Raw genomic sequence first — 15,160 nt, 5'->3', positions numbered from 1 at the left:
GGACCCCACGGGCCGGGAAGCCCACTGCGCCTCCCGGCCCGCCCCGCCTCCTCGACCGGGCTGCGCAACCGACATTCCTCGTGCACGGGATGCGCATCCCGGTCAGCCATGACCCCCCGCCGGAGGTTGCCTCTCATGAACGTGGCCGAGGCCGTGCAAGCGTGGATCCACGGCTGGACCGTTTCGCGTGGCGCGGCTGTCCCTGTCCCCACTCCCTGGGGTTTCACCGTTGACGTCGGCCTCCCCGGGCACGTCGTGCGCCACGTACTGTCGGCTCCGGACGAAACGGCCGTTGCAAGATCACCGAGAACACGACCGCACCCGGCATATGGCTGAAAGCGCCCGCGCCACCGGAAACGCTCGACCCTGGCTCGGGCCCGGCTGGTCCCTCGCCGGCGGACGCGGTTACCTGATGTCCACCACGCTGGGCTCCGCCCATGCGGAGGCGCCACCAGCGACCGCCGACGGCTACCGGCTGGACACCTGGACCCGGGCAGGCGTCGCCCGAGCCCTGGTCCGCACCGTCGACGGTGCCTTCGCCGCGCGCGGTCAAGTCGCCATCACCGGGCGTGCTTTCGTCGTCGATCAGGCCGAGACCGACCCCGCTCATCAACGCCGCGGTCTGGGAAGCCTGGTGATGCAGGCGCTCGTCAACATCGTTGCGGAACAGGGGGCTGTGGCAGGCGTCCCGGTCGCGACACCGGAGGGCCGGGCTCTGCACGAGACGGTGGGATGGCGTGTGTTGGCTCCGCTGACCGGCGCCATGCGAAGCTGAGTCATGCTTTCCGATGGGCCGTCAGGCCGCCGGCCCGTACAGCCGCCGGGGGAGCGGCTGTACGGAGCATTCCCGAGCTGTGCGCACTGGTTGTGTGAGGGCGCGTTCGAGGCGCCAGTGGCGGCGCATCGCAAGGTTGCGTGACCCGCCCTGTCAGCAGGCTTGCCCGCCTCAGTGGAACTCGTGGACCACCTGGATCTCACCGACAATGTGGGCGTTGAAGTCGTCCAGTTCCTCGGCGGGGACCCAGAGTTCGAGGATTGTCCGCCCGCCCGCCTGTTGGACGGGATACCGGCTCAAGAACTCCGACTCGACCTCGAAACGAGTGACGAAGCCGGCGCCATCGTGCTTCACGTTCCAGTCCCGCGCGATCCTGATCGCGTAGTCCTCGTTGAGGACCGGGTAGAAGATCGGCTGCTCGGGCAGCCGGGGCGGCCACGCGCGCCAGTTCAGCTCCCGGACCAGGTCCAGCTCCTTGGGGCCGGTAGGGCGCCACAGGGTCGTCGTCGCTTGCCGGCTGGTCATGTGCGTCGCCCTCTGAACGTCGGCCGCTGGTACGGCGGGTCGGGAGACCGGACGATACCGGCACCGCGAACCAGGCAGCCACGACGGCATGCGGCCGGCCCCCTCCGAGACCCTCGCGCGGACGGCGTAGAAGGCGTGGAAGGTGTGGAACGACCTCCGGAGCACGGGGAAGCATGAACTCGTCCACATTCTGGCCGACCGGATCCCGCCTCATTGTGGTGACACCCGGACTACGCAGCGTAATTCTCCCAGCGCGGCCGGGGCACGGAATCCGATCCGCAGCACTGACCGACGAGGACGCTCATGCCCCCCACACCGCACCACCCGCACAGCACGACGAGCACCAGCACGACCGGCACCACGACCACGACCGTGCAGGAGGCCCTCGCCGCCCGTGACGCCCTCGCCTACGCCCTCAGTCAGGCAGGCATCCAGCTCCCCGCGATGGACATCCGGACTCCGTGGGCGGACGACCACGAGGGCGACATCCGGTACGCCCTCGTCCACCTCGGGGTGTGTTCCGCGCCCGTGGCGCTCATGCTCGCGGACGTGATCCTGAAGGGGATCGGCAAGTGACCCAGGGCGGCGGCGAAGTACCGGGCGTCGGCGAGGCCGTCCGCGACACCGCGCGCGACCGGGTCGGGAGGGTCACGGGGCACGAAGGCCCCTGCCTCCACATCCGGCCGCTCGGCGGTGGCCCCGCATGGGACGCGGACCCGCGCGACGTCCGGACCCTGAGTCAGGACGAGCTGCTGAGCGCCCTGGTGGCCGAGGCCAACGCCCGCAGCAGACAGGGCAGCCCGTGACGGAGCCGCCCCGGCACCGCAGCGGGCGCGTCGGCCGGGGCGTCACCCCGCGGCAGCGGGTGATCCGGCGATGCCCGGGGTGTCCGCGTTGCCCGGCGCGCCCGGGAGCCCGCCCGCGAGAAGGGTGTGCGGGGCCGTCGGCGTCCGGGCCGCGGTTCGGGGCGGGCTGCCGTCACGGCGGTCAAGGCGGTCAGAGTCTTCATGGCGGTCAGAGTCGTCATGGCGGTCATGGCGGTCATGGCGGTCATGGGGGTCACGGCGGTCACGGCGGTCGAGGACCGTCCGCAGGGAGCGGAAGTCGTGGGGTCTGCCGGCCGCCACGGCTCCCACGGGGCGTCCGTCCGCGGTCGCCAGGGCGGCGAAGTCGAAGTCGGCGATGTCGCCCTGCACCGCCAGGGAGTCAACGTCGGTGAAATGCCCCGCGATCTGCAGCATGACGCCGTACTGCTCGGTCCACGACCACGGCACCGCGGTGAACGGCGTCCCGGCGCCGAGCATGTTCCGCGCGACGGCGGCGGCGTGCTGCTGGGCGTGGTTCCACTGCTCGACGCGCATCCGTCGTCCGAGGTGCGGGTCGGGATACCGGGCCACGTCCCCCGCCGCGAAGACGTGCGGGTCGCTGGTCCTGCCGAGGGCGTCGACGAGAATGCCGTCTTCCACGTCCAGGCCCGCCCGGGCGGCCGGCTCGACGTCGGGCCGCAGGCCGGCGGCGACCAGCACCGTGTGCGCCGTCCACCTCCTTCCGTCCCGCGCGGTCGCGACGAGCGTGCCGTCCTGGCGGGCGAGTCCGGTGAGCGTGACCCCGGTGTGGACCCGGGTTCCGTGGGCGCGGTGCAGTTCCAGCACGGCGTGGCGCAGACGGGCGGGCAGCACCCGGCGCAGGGGTTCCGCCCCGGCTTCCAGGACGGTGACGTCGAGGCCCGCCGCCCGGGCGCTCGCGGCGGCCTCCAGGCCGAGCAGTCCCGCGCCGATGACCAGCAGCGGGCCGCCGGACTCCAGGTCGGCGCGGAGCGCGGGCACGTCGCCGAGGCCGCGCAGGGTGTGCACATGCTCGTCCCCGGCGGCGTACGGCAGGGTGCGGGCGCGTCCGCCGGTCGCCAGCAGCAGCCGGTCGTACGGCAGCCGGCTTCCGTCGGCGCATTCCAGGACGCCGCCGGCGATGCCCGTGACCTTGGTGCCGGTGCGCAGTTCGATGCCCAGCTCCTGCCAGGCCGTCGGCGGCTTCAGGCGGAGCCGCTCGGGCGTCAGGACCCGCTTGACGAGGTCCTTGGACAGGGGCGGGCGCCGGTACGGGGGGTGGGGTTCCTCGCCGACCAGGACGATGCGGCCGTCGAAGCCCTCCTCGCGCAGGGTGAGCGCGGCGGTCGCGCCGGCGATTCCGGTGCCGACCACGGCGATGGTGCGGGGTGCGGTCCCGGGCGTCTCAGGCACGGGACGCCTCGGCCATCTGGAAGTCGGCCTTGGCGGCACCGCAGTCGGGGCACGACCAGTCGTCCGGGATGTCCTCCCAGCGGGTGCCGGGGGCGATGCCCTCCTCGGGCCAGCCCAGCGCCTCGTCGTAGACGAAACCGCACACCAGGCATTCCCAGACCTTCACGTCAGCTCCTCGAAGTCGATCTTCTCGCGGACCCCGCAGTCCGGGCAGGGCCAGTCGTCGGGCACGTCCGCCCAGGCCGTGCCGGCGGGGAACCCCTCGCGGGGCGCGCCGGCACTCTCGTCGTACACGTAGTCGCAGACCGGGCACAGGTAGCGGCTCATCAGCGGCTCCCGTGGCGGGCGAGGACCCTGGCCCTGGTGCGGGGGTGGATGTTGGCCCGGGTGACCTCGTCGTCGTAGTGGGCGAGGAGCCTGGGGTCCATCACCCGCCGCCACAGCGGCGGCACGACGGCGAGCAGGATCATCCCGGCGTAGCCGGTGGGCAGTTGCGGGGACTCCTCGAAGTGGCGCAGGGCCTGGTAGCGGCGGGTGGGGTTGGCGTGGTGGTCGCTGTGCCGCTGCAGGTGGTAGAGGAAGATGTTGGAGGCGATGTCGTCGCTGTTCCAGCTGTGCTGCGGGGTGCAGCGCTCGTAGCGGCCCGAAGCGGTCTTCTGCCGCAGCAGCCCGTAGTGCTCCAGGTAGTTGACGACCTCCAGCAGGCAGAAGCCGATGACCGCCTGCACCGCCAGGTACGGCAGCACCTCGATCCCGAACGCGGCGGTGAGCGCGGCGAAGAGGACCGCCGACATCGCCCACGCGCTGAGCACGTCGTTGTGCGGGTTCCACGGGCTCTTGCCCAGCCGGGCGAGCCGCTGCTTCTCCAGGCGCCAGCCCGAGCGGGCGCTGCCGTACACCGAGCGGGGCAGGAACTCCCAGAAGGACTGGCCCAGTCGGGAGCTCGCGGGGTCCTCGGGGGTGGCGACCCGCACGTGGTGGCCGCGGTTGTGCTCGATGTAGAAGTGCCCGTAGCAGGTCTGGGCGAGGGCGATCCGGGCCAGCCAGCGTTCCAGCCCTTCCTTCTTGTGGCCCAGTTCGTGCGCGGTGTTGATGCCGAACCCGGCGACGATGCCGACGGTGACGGTCAGCCCGGCCTTGTCCACGGCCGACAGGCCCCCGTGGGACCACAGCCGGCAGGCCAGCACCAGCCCGGCGTACTGGAGGGGCAGGAACAGGTAGGTGCACCAGCGGTAGTACCGGTCCGATTCCAGCCAGGTGAGGACGCTGTCCGGCGGATTGTCGGAGTCCTTGCCCACCATCAGGTCCACCAGCGGGATCACACCGAAGACGACCGGCGGCAGCAGCCACCAGGAGTAGCCGTCCGTGGCCGTGGCCAGTCCCCACGCCGCGAACGGGAAGGCGGGGAGCACCAGTCCGAGCAGCCACAGGTAGCGCTTGCCGTCCCGCCACGTCACTTGCGACGCCGACGCTCCGAGCGGATGAGCGGCCCCTGCCATGACCCACCTCCGTTGCCTCATTGGACACTTTGCCCACGAACTGTCCAGAAGTTAGACAGTGCTGAATGGAGTGTCAATAGAATGGACGGTGCTCGTTAGGATGGGGGCGAGATGACGCGCTATCGAGAGTCGGTCCGCTCCCTGCTGAAGGAACGGATCCTGGACGCCGCCTACGAGCGGGTCGCGGCCGAGGGCTGGGACCGGCTGAAGATGACCCATGTCGCCACCGCCGCCGGAGTGAGCCGGCAGACCGTCTACAACGAGTACGGCTCCAAGTCGGCCATCGGCCAGGCACTGGTGATGCGCGAGGTGGAACGCTTCCTCACCGGCATACAGAGCCAACTCCTCGCCCACCCGGACGACATGAGGGCCGCCATCACCGCCGCCATCGGCTACACCCTGCGCACGGCCGCCGACAATTCGCTGCTCAAGGCCATCCTGACCAGCAGCCGGGGCGGCGACGAGGACCTGCTCGCCCACCTGACGACCCGCTCCGAGCCCCTGCTGGACAGCGCCATCGGCATGCTCACCGCCTATGCGGCGGAAGCCTGGCCCGGGATCGACACCCACTCACGTGACCTGGCCGTCGAAGCGGTGGTACGCCTGACGGTCAGTCACCTCGTCCAGCCGGTCCTGCCGCCCGACCTCGCCGCGGAGCGCATCGCCGAGATCACCATGCGGGTAGCCCACGCCTGAACCGCGCCGTCCGGTGCCCGCGTGCGGCGGCAGCGGCCGGCGGTGCGCCGCCACGTCGCACAGCAGCCGTCGAGAACAGGCCGTTGTCGCGACGAGTGGTCGACGGCCGAGTGGTCGACGGCATGCGTGTCACAGGCCGTCGGAGAGGTTCCCGGACATGGCGCGGAGGCCGGCCGCGGTCGATGTCTCAGCTCCGGTCGGTTTCGGTGACGGCCGGTGGAGGCTGCTCTCGTACGGCTCGGCGTTCGAGGAAGCGGTGCTCCGGCGGGATGCGGGGCAGGGCGAGCAGACCCAGGACGGCCGCGGCCAGGCAGGCGCCGGCGCCGAGGGCCAGTCCGGCGCGTGGACCGAGATGCTGGGCGACGACACCGACGACGGGACCGCCGAGGGGGGTGCTGCCGAGGAAGGTGACCGACCACAGCGCCATGACCCGGCCGCGCAAAGACGGATCGCTGACCAGCTGCAGTGTGGTGTTGCCGGTCGCCAGGAACACGGTACTGCCGACGCCCACGCAGGCCAGGACCGCCAACTCCAAGGGCAGCCAGGGGATGGCGGCGGCCGCGGCCAGCGCGAGGGCGAACCCGGCCGCCGCCCCGATCAGCGGGACGACACCGGCCTGGCCGAAGGCGGCGACCGCCAGTCCGCCGACCACGGCGCCCAGCCCCATGGCGGAGGTCATGAAGCCGTACGTCCGTGCGTCGCCGTGCAGTCCGGTGCGGGCCAGCAGGGGCAGCACGACCGGGAATTCGAAGGCGAGCGTGCCGATCAGGGCCATCATCGCCAGCGGCACCCACAGCCCGGCGGTGCCGCGCACGTGGCGCAGGCCCTCGGTGAGCTGTCCCGGTCCGCGTGCCACCGCGGGAGCCGGCCGCAAGCGGCTGGTGCGCATCAGGCGCAGGGCGAGCAGTACCGCGGCGAAGCTGACGGCGTTGGTCAGGAAGCACACGCCCACGCCGACGGAGGCGATCAGGACGCCGGCCACGGCGGGGCCGACGGCCCGGGCGGCGTTGACCATGACGCTGTTGAGGCTGACCGCGTTGCGCAGCATCCCGGGACCGACCACCTCGGGTACGAATGCCTGCCGAGTGGGGTTGTCCACCGCGCTGACCGCCCCGAGCGCGAGAGCGAGGACCACGACCATCCACAACCGCACCACATGGGTGACCGTCAGCAGGCCCAGCACAAGGGCCAGGATGCCCAAGGACGTCTGAGTGGCCATCAGCAGTCTTCGTTTGTCCGCCCGGTCGGCGATCAGACCCGCGTAGGGGCCGCCCAGCAGGACGGGCAGGAACTGGGCGGCGACCACGAGGCCGAGCACGGTGCCCGACCGGCTCAGTTCCAGCACGAGCCAGGACTGGGCCACGGCCTGCATCCAGGTGCCGACCAGGCTGATGGACTGGCCGGCGAAGAACAGCCGGAAGTTCGGCACCCGCAGGGCGGCGAACGTTCCTTTCAACAATGCCGCCTACCTCCGGCAGATGTGGCCGTCCGGCCCTTTGCCGTCCGGCCCTTCGCCGTCCCGCCCTTCGCCGTCCCGCCCTTTTCGCCTGTGGTGAGGCGCAGACCGGCAAGCACCCGCCCACCACACCCGTGAGCCGGACGCCGACCGCAGCCGCCGACCGTCGCCGACATCGACATCGACACCGACACCGACCGCATCCGAGAACGGACACCGGGGCGGCGGGCAGCAGGGGCAGCGGTGCGGCACCGGTCATTCACTGCTCCGGTCCGGCCGGTCCGGCCGGTGCGCGCGGTAGTAGTCGCGCCAGACGAGGCGGTAGACGCCGATCCACCGCGGGACGGAGCGGACGCCCGGGACGAACGGCAACAGGACGAACACCAGGCTGAGCAGCCCCATCAGCGCCCAGACCAGGGCATCCACATTGCCCGAGCTGCTGAACGGCTCGACCTGGTACCACAACGTGTACAGCCCCAGCCAGGGCTGGCCGGGCCAGTCGCCCGTCTCGTTCATCATCCCCCACTGGTCACTGGCCAGGTGCCGGGCGCGGGCCTGGCGCTCCAGGTACGAGCCGTCGCCGAGGAAGAGCAGCGGCTTGGTGTAGTCCGTCTGGTAGAAGCGGCCCGCAGCTCGCAGCCGGCCGTCGAGTGCGCCCGCCCGGGCCAGTTCCAGCAGGCGGGCCGTCAGGGCTGGGACGGGCCCGTAGTCCCCCGGCCGGACCCTGCCCGGGTCGCCTCCCGGAGCCTTGCCGAGCGCGTCGGCGTAGGCGGCGGCCCACTGCCGCTGCCGCGCGGTGGAGGCGGCGTGCCAGGTGGCCAGGGCGGTGGTGACGGCAGGGGGTTCCGGCGTGTCGGCCAGCGGACGGATCACGAAGTCGCGTGCGGTGTCGATCGGGATGGTCACCCCGGCGGCGCGTTGAAGGCTGACCGGACCGATCTTCTGCCCGGCACCCGGTGTGTCGTTGTACGGGGGGCCGTAGAGCGCCGTGCCGCTGGTGCGGCCCAGTTCGGCGACGGCGGTGGCGGTGAAGTCGCCCGGCGCGGCCCTCGCCCAGCGCGCCAGGGTGACCGGCTCTTCGTCGGGCGAGGAGAAGACCGCCGCGAGGCCGGCGGCGAGCAGAACGGTCACCGTCAGCGCGACGGTGAACTCCATGACCAGGTCGTACGGCCGTTGCGGAAACGAATCCGGATCGGGGATGGGTGCTCGGCGGCTGCCCTTTCCGTGCGGGCGGCCCCGCCGTCCGGTCATCCGGCGCCACCTCCTCCCGCTGGCCCCGCTGGCCCCACCGGTCCCACGGGTCCCACGGGTCCCACGGGTCCCACGGGTCCCACGGGTTCGGCGGGTCCGGTGGGGACCGGCTCGGGGGTGGCCCCGATGGGTGGCACCACCCCGCGCAGCCGCACCAGCAGGATGTGCCACGCCGCCAGCACAGCCACGGTCAGGGGCAGCAGCACGATGTGCCACATGAACATCTGGCCGAAGTCGAGGACGTTGAACCAGGCGCCGACCCCCACCGAGTTCAGGCCGTCCTTGGCCTGGTCCGCGATCCACTGGGAGTCGAAGTTCTGCTGCACCAGATAGCCGGTCAAGGCGGTACCCATCGAGACGAGGAGGACCACCGCCCCGATGATCCAGGTGAGCGCCCGGCGCCCGCGCCAGGCCGCCATGAAGAACTGCCCCCACAGGTGGACGATCATGAAGAACATGAACAGTTCCACACTCCACAGGTGCAGGCTGTTGACGTACCTCCCGACGTCCGAGACGTGCCACCAGGCAGGGCCCCTGAGGGCGAGCACGCAGCCGGTGAGGACGACGACCACCAGGCCGGAGAGCGTGAGGACGCCGAACACGTAGATCCAGGAGGCCACGTACTCCGGCTGGGTGGTGGGCAGCAGCCTCTCCGGGGGAAACGCCCGCAGGGCGCGCCGCCGCACGGCACCCGTCCACCCGCCCGCGTGATCGTCCGGACCCCGGGAGCCTTCTCGCGCCACGCCGTTCACCGCTGCCGCCGGCCACGCGGGAAGGGCAGCAGCAGCGCCAGCACGAAGACGGTCACCATCAGGGCGAAGACCACGAGGTTCGCGACGGAGATCTGCACCACGCCCCAGTGGAGGTAATGTCCGGCGCCGCTCAGATCCACGGGGGCGGACAGGGCACGCCCCGGGTACATCGGTCCGTCGGCCATGGCAGCCCCTCTCCCGGAAAGGTGTTCACCCGACGAGGACTACCCGCCGGCCAGGACCTCCCCCGACCGCGGCTGCGCCACCCGGCGCAACACTTTCGCCCTTGCGGCCTCAGCCGACGCGCGACCGTCCGCACGGGCGGTTGCCGAGGCGGAACCGTGGCGGACGGCGGCCGGACGGGGAGGCATGCGTGAAGGAGGTCTCGGTGGTGAAGCATCCGTTGGTCGGCTATCTGGTCTGGGCGGTCCTGTTCGGCGCCCTGTTCGCCTGGGAGGGGATCGGCCTGCTGCGGGCCGGCGACGCATTCCCCACCCTCAGTGACGCGCTGCGAGCAGTCATGCGTTTTCCGGTGGGCCGGTGGGCGCTGTTCGCGTTGTGGTTGTGGTTCGGCTGGCACGCCTTCGTCCGCGGGTGGCACTTCCTGCTCCGGGACGGGCAGTGAGAATCGGATCGGTTCGGATCAGTCCGGATCCAGCCGTCCGCCGGGGGAGGGACCTGCCCTGATCCCACTCCGCCTGGACGTCACCCTCATGCTGGTCGGCTATCTGCTGGTCATGGGGTGCCTCGCGCTCGGCCTGCGCCTTCTGCGTCCAGGCGCGCGACGGCCCGTTCCCGCGCCCCCCGGTGAACGGGGCTGGCCCGCCCTGATCCGCAAGGTGGCCGGCACCGCCGTCGGCGGCTACCTGCTGCTGATGGCCGTCGTGGTCGGCTACTACCAAGGTGTGGCGCGGGTGGGCGGCCATTTCCTGGCGAGCGCGTTCACCGGCTGCGCACTGCTGATCGGGACGGCCCTGCCCGTCCTCCTCGCCGCCTCCTGGCTGGCCGAAAGGCGCGCTCGGGCTTCCCGGAGCGTCCGCCGCCGGAGGGGATGAGACGGACGACGCGGTCTGTCCACGAACCGGCCGACGGGGAGGAGTGCGGCACCCCGCTGTCACGCCGCTGTCCCCGCCCCGGACGAGCACGCGGGTGCCGCAAGGGCGCCGCACCGGCGATGCCGGCGGGTGGGCGTCCGGGGGGCCGCTGGTGCCGTCGCCCGAACAGGGAGGGCAGGCTCGGCGCGGTAACGAAGCCCTCCGCACGGGCGCTGGCGAGCCCTATCCTCGGCAGTTCGCCGGTCTTCTCGAACAGCAGGTAGCGGGGCTCCCACACCGGCCGGTACTTGGCGTTGGCCCGGTACAGCGATTCGATCTGCCACCAGCGGGAGAAGAACGTCAGCACCGAGCGCCACAGCCGCAGGACCGGACCGGCGCCGAGCCGGGCCCCCCGCTCGAAAACGGCGCGGAACATGGCGAAGTTGAGCGACACACGGTCCACGCTCACCTCGTCCCCTCGCCGCAGCAGTTCGACGACCATGAATTCCACCAGGCCGTTGTCCGCCTCGCGGTCCCGTCGCATCAGGTCGAGTGAGAGCCCGCGCCGTCCCCAGGGAACGAAGGACAGCAGCGCCCGCAGCGCACCCTCCCCGTCATCGCACTCGACCATCACGCAGCGCCCGTCGGCCGGATCGCCCAGGCGCCCCAGCGCCATCGAGAAGCCCCGTTCCGTCTCGCCGTCCCGCCAGCGATCGGCCCGGTCCAGCAAGGCCGCCATCTCCTCCGGCGGGACGTCCTCGTGCCGCCGGATGCGCACCGTGTACCCGGCTCGGCACACCCGGTTGTACGCCTGGCGCACACCCCGCATCGCACGACCGTCCAAGGTGAAGTCGCCGCGCTCCACGATCGCCTCGTCACCGAGTTCCAGGGCGTCGAATCCGTGCCGTGCGTAGACGGTGCCGGCCTCCTCACTCGCCCCCACGACGGCCGGCACCCAGGCGTACGCGCGCGCCTCTCGCAGCCACTCCTCGATGGCTCCGGGCCATGCCTCCAGGTCGCCGAGGGGATCGCCGGAGGCAAGGGTCACCCCGCCCACCACGCGGTAGGCGATGGCGGCTTTGCCGCTCGGTGACCAGATCACGGCCTTGTCGCGACGGAGCGCGAAGTACCCGAGCGAGTCCCGCTCACCGTGCCGTTCGAGCAGTTCGCGCAGTCGCTTCTCGTCCTCGGCGGTGAGCAGCTCCCGACCGCGGGGAGCACGGAAGCAGGCATACAGCAGGACCAGGAACAGCAACGCGGCCAGCACATTGATCACCACATCGACCCAGCGTGGCGCGTGCACCGCGATGGCCGTGCCGAACGCCGGGCCGAGCGTCACCACGCGCAGCAGGGCGTAGGAGACACGCTCGGTCAGCGGTGTCCCCGGCTCAGTGGCCGTCACGCTCACCAGCAGAGTCCCCACCAGAGCGGCGGTCGCCAGGCCCGCCAGCAGGACGACGGCTGCCAGCCCGCGGTTCCAGGCGCCGCTCCTTGCCCGGAACTCCTTGCGGCCGACCACCAGCGTCAGCAGGAACAGACCGGTGAGCGCCGTGGAGAACCAGTTGAAGCCGTGCCGCCGGTACTCGTCCTGGGTCATGGCCACCAGGTACAGAACGAACAGCGGGCCGGCCAGCAGCATGTTGAAGACCCAGGCGGCTCTCTTGCGGCGCCGCATGGCCACCGCGAGGAAGAGCGACAGAGGCACCGCCACCAGGCCCGCCGTCGCCAAGTAGGGGGTGAAGTACTCACTCGCGCGGTGCTCGCGCACCTCCTCGCGGAAGGGCACCGAGATTACCGCCACCAGGTTCAGCACCGCCATCAGCCGCAGGTACCAGACCGTGGCCGACGCAGCCCACCGCCGCCACGCACTCCGCGCCGGAATCCCGCCTCTGCCACGGGCCGACCCGAGCGGGCGGGCCTCTGGGGGATCTGTGGGTGATGGATGCGGGGCGGACAAGGAAGCGTCACCTTCCAGTGGCCGACGGCCGGGTAGCAGACGGCTCGCGAGCTGCGGCAACAGAGTTCCCCCGTCTGTCAACACCGACTGTAACCGCACAGTCGGGTGACCGCAGAACGCCTACCCGACCGGATCACGGAGACCCTGCAGATCGGTGGTCCGGTGGTTTCGCAGGGGTGGGACGCGCCGGGCTGGACGGTCGGCCGAGGTGGTGGGCGGGGGCGCGGTGGATGGCGATGAGGGCGACGTCATCGACGAGGCGTCCGGCGGTGTGGGCGAGCAGGTCGCGGTGGATGTGGTGGAGGAGGGCCTGGGGAGTGCTGCCGGCCCACTGGGCGGAGCGCTGCGCGAGGGGGTAGAAGACGCCGTCGCGGTCGCGGGCCTCGACGACCCCGTCGGTGTACAGGAGCAGGGTGTCCGCGGAGCCGAACGGCAGCACGTCCAGGGTGCGGTCGCCGGGGTCCGTCATGCCGACTCCGAGCGGGGGAGCGGGGGTGAGGTCCGGGACGGTCACGGCGTTGCCCGGTCCGAGCAGCAACGGGGCGAGGTGGCCGCAACTGGTCATGCGGACGACGGGCTCGTCGTCGGGGATCTCCAGCAGGAGCGCGGTGACGAAGCGTTCGCCCGTCTCGTCGTCGGGTTCGAAGTCGGCGAGGTAGCGGGTGATGCTCCGCTCCAGGGCGGCGGCCAGTTCGGGCAGGGCGGCGTGCTGGTGGGCGGCCTCGCGGAAGGCGCCGAGCAGGAGGGCGGCCTCGCCGATGGCGGACAGGCCCTTGCCCCGCACGTCACCGATCATCACGCGGGCCGCGCGGTCGGTGCGGGCGGCGGCGTACAGATCGCCGCCGATCTCGGCCTCCTCCTCGGCGGCCAGGTAGAGACAGGCCAGCTGCAGCGGGCCGAGCCGGCTCGGCAGTGGCCACAGCAGGACGTGCTGGGCGGCCTCGGCGACCGACCGTACCTGCGCCAGTTGGCGTCTGTGCCGGTCGCGCACCGCGCACAGGACCACGATCAGCAACGTGAGCACCACCAGGGCGGCCACCTGCACGATCACGTTCCGCGAGGACAGCCGGCCGGCGTGCCAGCCGCTGAACGCCTGGGCCGCCACCGCCAGGGCCCCGACGCCGCCCGTGATCCAGGGTCCTTCGAACCAGGCGGTGAGCGCGGGCGCGATCACCAGGAGGGGGCCGAGGACGATGTCGCTCGGGGTCACGATGTCCGCGACCGTGATCAGGGCAATGAGCGCAACCGGAATCAGCAGCAGCGTGTGACTGGGCTGCCACGGCTGCCCGAGGCCGGCGAAGCGTCGCTGCCCGGAACCCATGTCCTCCAGAGTGCACCGCTGCGCACCGGCTTGCGAACGTTCCTGGGCGGCGCCTCTCCCCGGCCCGCGCCCGGGACAGCGTCCATTTCAGCGCGGCGTCATTGATCCGGGGGTGGATCACCTCGACGAACACGGCGGCCGGGGTGATCAGGGGAAGATCGGCGTCGCGAGGCCGCCGGGCCACGCCCCGGGTGTCACGAAGGGCCGCTGTGGGCCGGGCTGTCCGGGACGGCCGCGTGGCCGAGCGCCGTGGCGTGTTCCGGGTGTCGTGGTGTGGGGGCATCGTCACCCTTGCCGGTCCATTGCTGTGGGATTCCGGCACCCGACTGCGCCGCGCGTATTACGTTGCGTAGTCCAGGCATCACAAGAATGCGTCAGGGAGCCTGGGCGACCTTGTCGAGACCGCTGCCCAAGTCGAGAATCTCCAGCAAATGTACGATGCGGTGCGCGAATTGGCGCTGTCCCCGGACGAGTCGCGGAAGTACATCCCGGGCATGTCGGAGGAAGTGCCATGCGAACCATCGACCTGAGCGCCGTTGCCTGGGGGAGGAGTAGCTACAGCAACTCGGACGGCGGTCGGTGTGTCGAGATCTCCGACGACTTCGCCGCCGTCGTCCCGGTACGGGACAGCAAGGTTCCGCACGGCCCGGTGCTGGTGTTCCCGGCCGGGGGCTGGTCCTCCTTCGTGGCGGCGGTCAGGAGCGGACGCCTGGGCGACTGACACGGTACGTGTCATAGACCCGCCGCCGCGTCGAACAGCAGGCCCCGGAGCCATTCGGTGAAGTACTGGTCGGTCAGGCGGGGGTTGAAGACCATGTCGATGCCGAGGCCGGGGAGCGGGAAGGGGAACTCCTCGATGCGCAGGTCGGCGAGGGTGCGCATGGTGACGGCGACCCGGTGGCGGAGGAGGGCCACGCCGCCCGCGCGGGCGACCAGGTAGGGGACCAGCAGGAAGTCGGAGATCAACTGGCCGACGCGGTAAGGGATCTGCTGGTCCTCCAGCACCGAGTACGGGAAGACCCGCCGGTCGGTGTCGACGACGACGTGCGGCTGGGTGGTCAGCAGGTCGAGCGCGGTCGCGTCCGGGGGTGTGTCCGGGGAGGCGACCACCACCACCCGGTCGTTGTAGAGCCGTTCGCGCGGGTACGGCGAGAAGTGCCCTTCGGAGACGAGGACGACGTCGACGCCCATGTCGGTGAAGGTGGCCTCGGTCGGCACCGTGATCGTGCGCAGGCGCAGCGTGGCGTGCGGGGCGCGCTCGGCGACGAGCCGGGTGAGGCGGGGGCCGATGACGAACGCGGTGCTGGTCGTCATGGCGGCCGTGATGACGCGCTCGTCCGTGGCGGGGTCGAAGCAGGGGAAGTTCACGACGCGCGCCGTCTGCTGGAGGGCACCGCGCAGCGGCGTGATCAGCTCCAGGGCGCGTGGGGTCAGGGTGACGCCGGCTCCCTGCCGGACGACGAGGTCGTCGCCCAGCAGGCGCCGCATCCGCGTCAGGGCGTGGCTCATCGCCGGCTGGGAGAGGCCGACCCGCTGCGCGGCCCTGGTCACCGAGCGTTCCTCGAGGAGTGCGAGGAGGGGCACCAGCAGGTTGAGGTTGACCGACGCCAGCCGGTCGAGCCCGGAAGCCGGGGTGCCCTCTCCGTCGTCGCCCATG

General features: G+C 71.6%; 17 protein-coding genes and 3 pseudogenes. 8 read left to right on the top strand and 12 right to left on the bottom strand.

Annotated elements, in window-relative coordinates; genetic code table 11:
- The first annotated feature begins 412 nt into the window (after positions 1-412).
- Positions 413-775, top strand: a complete 363-nt coding sequence (locus AB0G63_RS11935; RefSeq protein ID WP_360748129.1) for a GNAT family N-acetyltransferase — start codon at positions 413-415, stop codon at positions 773-775.
- 171 nt (positions 776-946) lie between these two features.
- Here AB0G63_RS11935 and AB0G63_RS11930 read toward each other — a convergent pair whose 3' ends face one another.
- Positions 947-1,300 (bottom strand): hypothetical protein, encoded by a 354-nt coding sequence (locus AB0G63_RS11930; protein WP_360748126.1) that lies wholly within the window; start codon positions 1,298-1,300, stop codon positions 947-949.
- Positions 1,301-1,603: 303 nt separating this feature from the next.
- Here AB0G63_RS11930 and AB0G63_RS11925 point away from each other — a divergent pair, with 303 nt between their 5' ends.
- Together AB0G63_RS11925 and AB0G63_RS11920 are read left to right on the top strand one after the other, a co-directional pair.
- Positions 1,604-1,876, top strand: coding sequence for a hypothetical protein (locus AB0G63_RS11925; RefSeq protein ID WP_360748123.1), 273 nt, complete (start codon positions 1,604-1,606; stop codon positions 1,874-1,876).
- Positions 1,873-2,106: a hypothetical protein gene (locus tag AB0G63_RS11920; protein ID WP_360748120.1), complete on the top strand. Its 234-nt coding sequence runs from the start codon at positions 1,873-1,875 to the stop codon at positions 2,104-2,106. The genes AB0G63_RS11925 and AB0G63_RS11920 overlap by 4 nt, the downstream gene beginning before the upstream one ends.
- A gap of 42 nt (positions 2,107-2,148) precedes the next feature.
- Here AB0G63_RS11920 and AB0G63_RS11915 read toward each other — a convergent pair whose 3' ends face one another.
- From AB0G63_RS11915 to AB0G63_RS11900, 4 genes are read right to left on the bottom strand one after another with little or no spacing between them, the layout of a single operon-like run.
- The gene (locus tag AB0G63_RS11915; RefSeq protein WP_360748117.1) at positions 2,149-3,537 is read right to left on the bottom strand and encodes an FAD-dependent oxidoreductase; all 1,389 of its coding nucleotides are present in this window, start codon (positions 3,535-3,537) and stop codon (positions 2,149-2,151) included.
- Positions 3,530-3,703: a rubredoxin gene (locus AB0G63_RS11910; RefSeq protein ID WP_360748114.1), complete on the bottom strand. Its 174-nt coding sequence runs from the start codon at positions 3,701-3,703 to the stop codon at positions 3,530-3,532. The genes AB0G63_RS11915 and AB0G63_RS11910 overlap by 8 nt, the downstream gene beginning before the upstream one ends.
- A complete protein-coding gene (locus AB0G63_RS11905) occupies positions 3,700-3,864 on the bottom strand; it encodes a rubredoxin (protein ID WP_360748111.1) in 165 nt (54 codons plus the stop codon). The genes AB0G63_RS11910 and AB0G63_RS11905 overlap by 4 nt, the downstream gene beginning before the upstream one ends.
- Positions 3,864-5,036 carry an alkane 1-monooxygenase gene (locus AB0G63_RS11900; protein ID WP_360748108.1) on the bottom strand — a complete coding sequence of 391 codons (1,173 nt, stop codon included), beginning with the start codon at positions 5,034-5,036 and terminating at the stop codon, positions 3,864-3,866. Before AB0G63_RS11900 ends, AB0G63_RS11905 begins: the two co-directional genes overlap by 1 nt.
- 111 nt (positions 5,037-5,147) lie before the next feature.
- Between AB0G63_RS11900 and AB0G63_RS11895 the strand changes: the two genes are divergently transcribed.
- Entirely contained in the window at positions 5,148-5,732 is a 585-nt protein-coding gene (locus AB0G63_RS11895) for a TetR family transcriptional regulator (RefSeq protein WP_360748105.1), read from the top strand.
- A gap of 187 nt (positions 5,733-5,919) precedes the next feature.
- On the opposite strand, the gene AB0G63_RS11890 is transcribed toward AB0G63_RS11895, so the two are convergent.
- From AB0G63_RS11890 to AB0G63_RS11880, 3 genes are all read right to left on the bottom strand, one after another.
- Positions 5,920-7,188: an MFS transporter gene (locus tag AB0G63_RS11890; protein WP_360748102.1), complete on the bottom strand. Its 1,269-nt coding sequence runs from the start codon at positions 7,186-7,188 to the stop codon at positions 5,920-5,922.
- Positions 7,189-7,443: 255 nt separating this feature from the next.
- Entirely contained in the window at positions 7,444-8,343 is a 900-nt protein-coding gene (locus AB0G63_RS11885) for a hypothetical protein (protein WP_360748099.1), read from the bottom strand.
- Positions 8,344-8,435: 92 nt separating this feature from the next.
- Positions 8,436-9,125 carry a cytochrome b N-terminal domain-containing protein gene (locus tag AB0G63_RS11880; RefSeq protein ID WP_360748096.1) on the bottom strand — a complete coding sequence of 230 codons (690 nt, stop codon included), beginning with the start codon at positions 9,123-9,125 and terminating at the stop codon, positions 8,436-8,438.
- A gap of 454 nt (positions 9,126-9,579) precedes the next feature.
- On the opposite strand from AB0G63_RS11880, the gene AB0G63_RS11875 reads away from it, so the two are divergent.
- Together AB0G63_RS11875 and AB0G63_RS11870 are read left to right on the top strand one after the other, a co-directional pair.
- Positions 9,580-9,816, top strand: coding sequence for a DUF6186 family protein (locus tag AB0G63_RS11875; RefSeq protein ID WP_360748093.1), 237 nt, complete (start codon positions 9,580-9,582; stop codon positions 9,814-9,816).
- Between the two features lie 88 nt (positions 9,817-9,904).
- The gene (locus AB0G63_RS11870) at positions 9,905-10,246 is read left to right on the top strand and encodes a DUF6256 family protein (protein ID WP_360748090.1); all 342 of its coding nucleotides are present in this window, start codon (positions 9,905-9,907) and stop codon (positions 10,244-10,246) included.
- Positions 10,247-10,418: 172 nt separating this feature from the next.
- Here the strand turns inward: AB0G63_RS11870 and AB0G63_RS11865 are convergent.
- From AB0G63_RS11865 to AB0G63_RS11855, 3 genes and pseudogenes are all read right to left on the bottom strand, one after another.
- Positions 10,419-12,107 (bottom strand): annotated as a pseudogene (locus tag AB0G63_RS11865) (phosphatidylglycerol lysyltransferase domain-containing protein); the annotation flags it as partial.
- Positions 12,108-12,315: 208 nt separating this feature from the next.
- Positions 12,316-13,503 (bottom strand): PP2C family protein-serine/threonine phosphatase, encoded by a 1,188-nt coding sequence (locus AB0G63_RS11860; protein ID WP_360748087.1) that lies wholly within the window; start codon positions 13,501-13,503, stop codon positions 12,316-12,318.
- A gap of 64 nt (positions 13,504-13,567) precedes the next feature.
- Positions 13,568-13,672: pseudogene (locus AB0G63_RS11855) on the bottom strand (DNA-binding protein); the annotation flags it as partial.
- 217 nt (positions 13,673-13,889) lie between these two features.
- On the opposite strand from AB0G63_RS11855, the pseudogene AB0G63_RS11850 reads away from it, so the two are divergent.
- Positions 13,890-14,033: pseudogene (locus AB0G63_RS11850) on the top strand (XRE family transcriptional regulator); the annotation flags it as partial.
- Complete coding sequence (locus AB0G63_RS11845; RefSeq protein WP_360748084.1) at positions 14,015-14,224, top strand: DUF397 domain-containing protein; 210 nt, start codon at positions 14,015-14,017, stop codon at positions 14,222-14,224. The pseudogene AB0G63_RS11850 and the gene AB0G63_RS11845, both read left to right, overlap by 19 nt.
- Before the next feature lie 11 nt (positions 14,225-14,235).
- Here the strand turns inward: AB0G63_RS11845 and AB0G63_RS11840 are convergent, their stop codons facing one another.
- Positions 14,236-15,159 (bottom strand): LysR family transcriptional regulator, encoded by a 924-nt coding sequence (locus AB0G63_RS11840; RefSeq protein WP_360748081.1) that lies wholly within the window; start codon positions 15,157-15,159, stop codon positions 14,236-14,238.
- Position 15,160: the final 1 nt, after the last annotated feature.

Source organism: Streptomyces sp. NPDC020996, assembly GCF_040641355.1.
Classification (GTDB): Bacteria; Actinomycetota; Actinomycetes; order Streptomycetales; family Streptomycetaceae; genus Streptomyces.
This window is presented reverse-complemented; position numbering and strand designations above follow the sequence as displayed.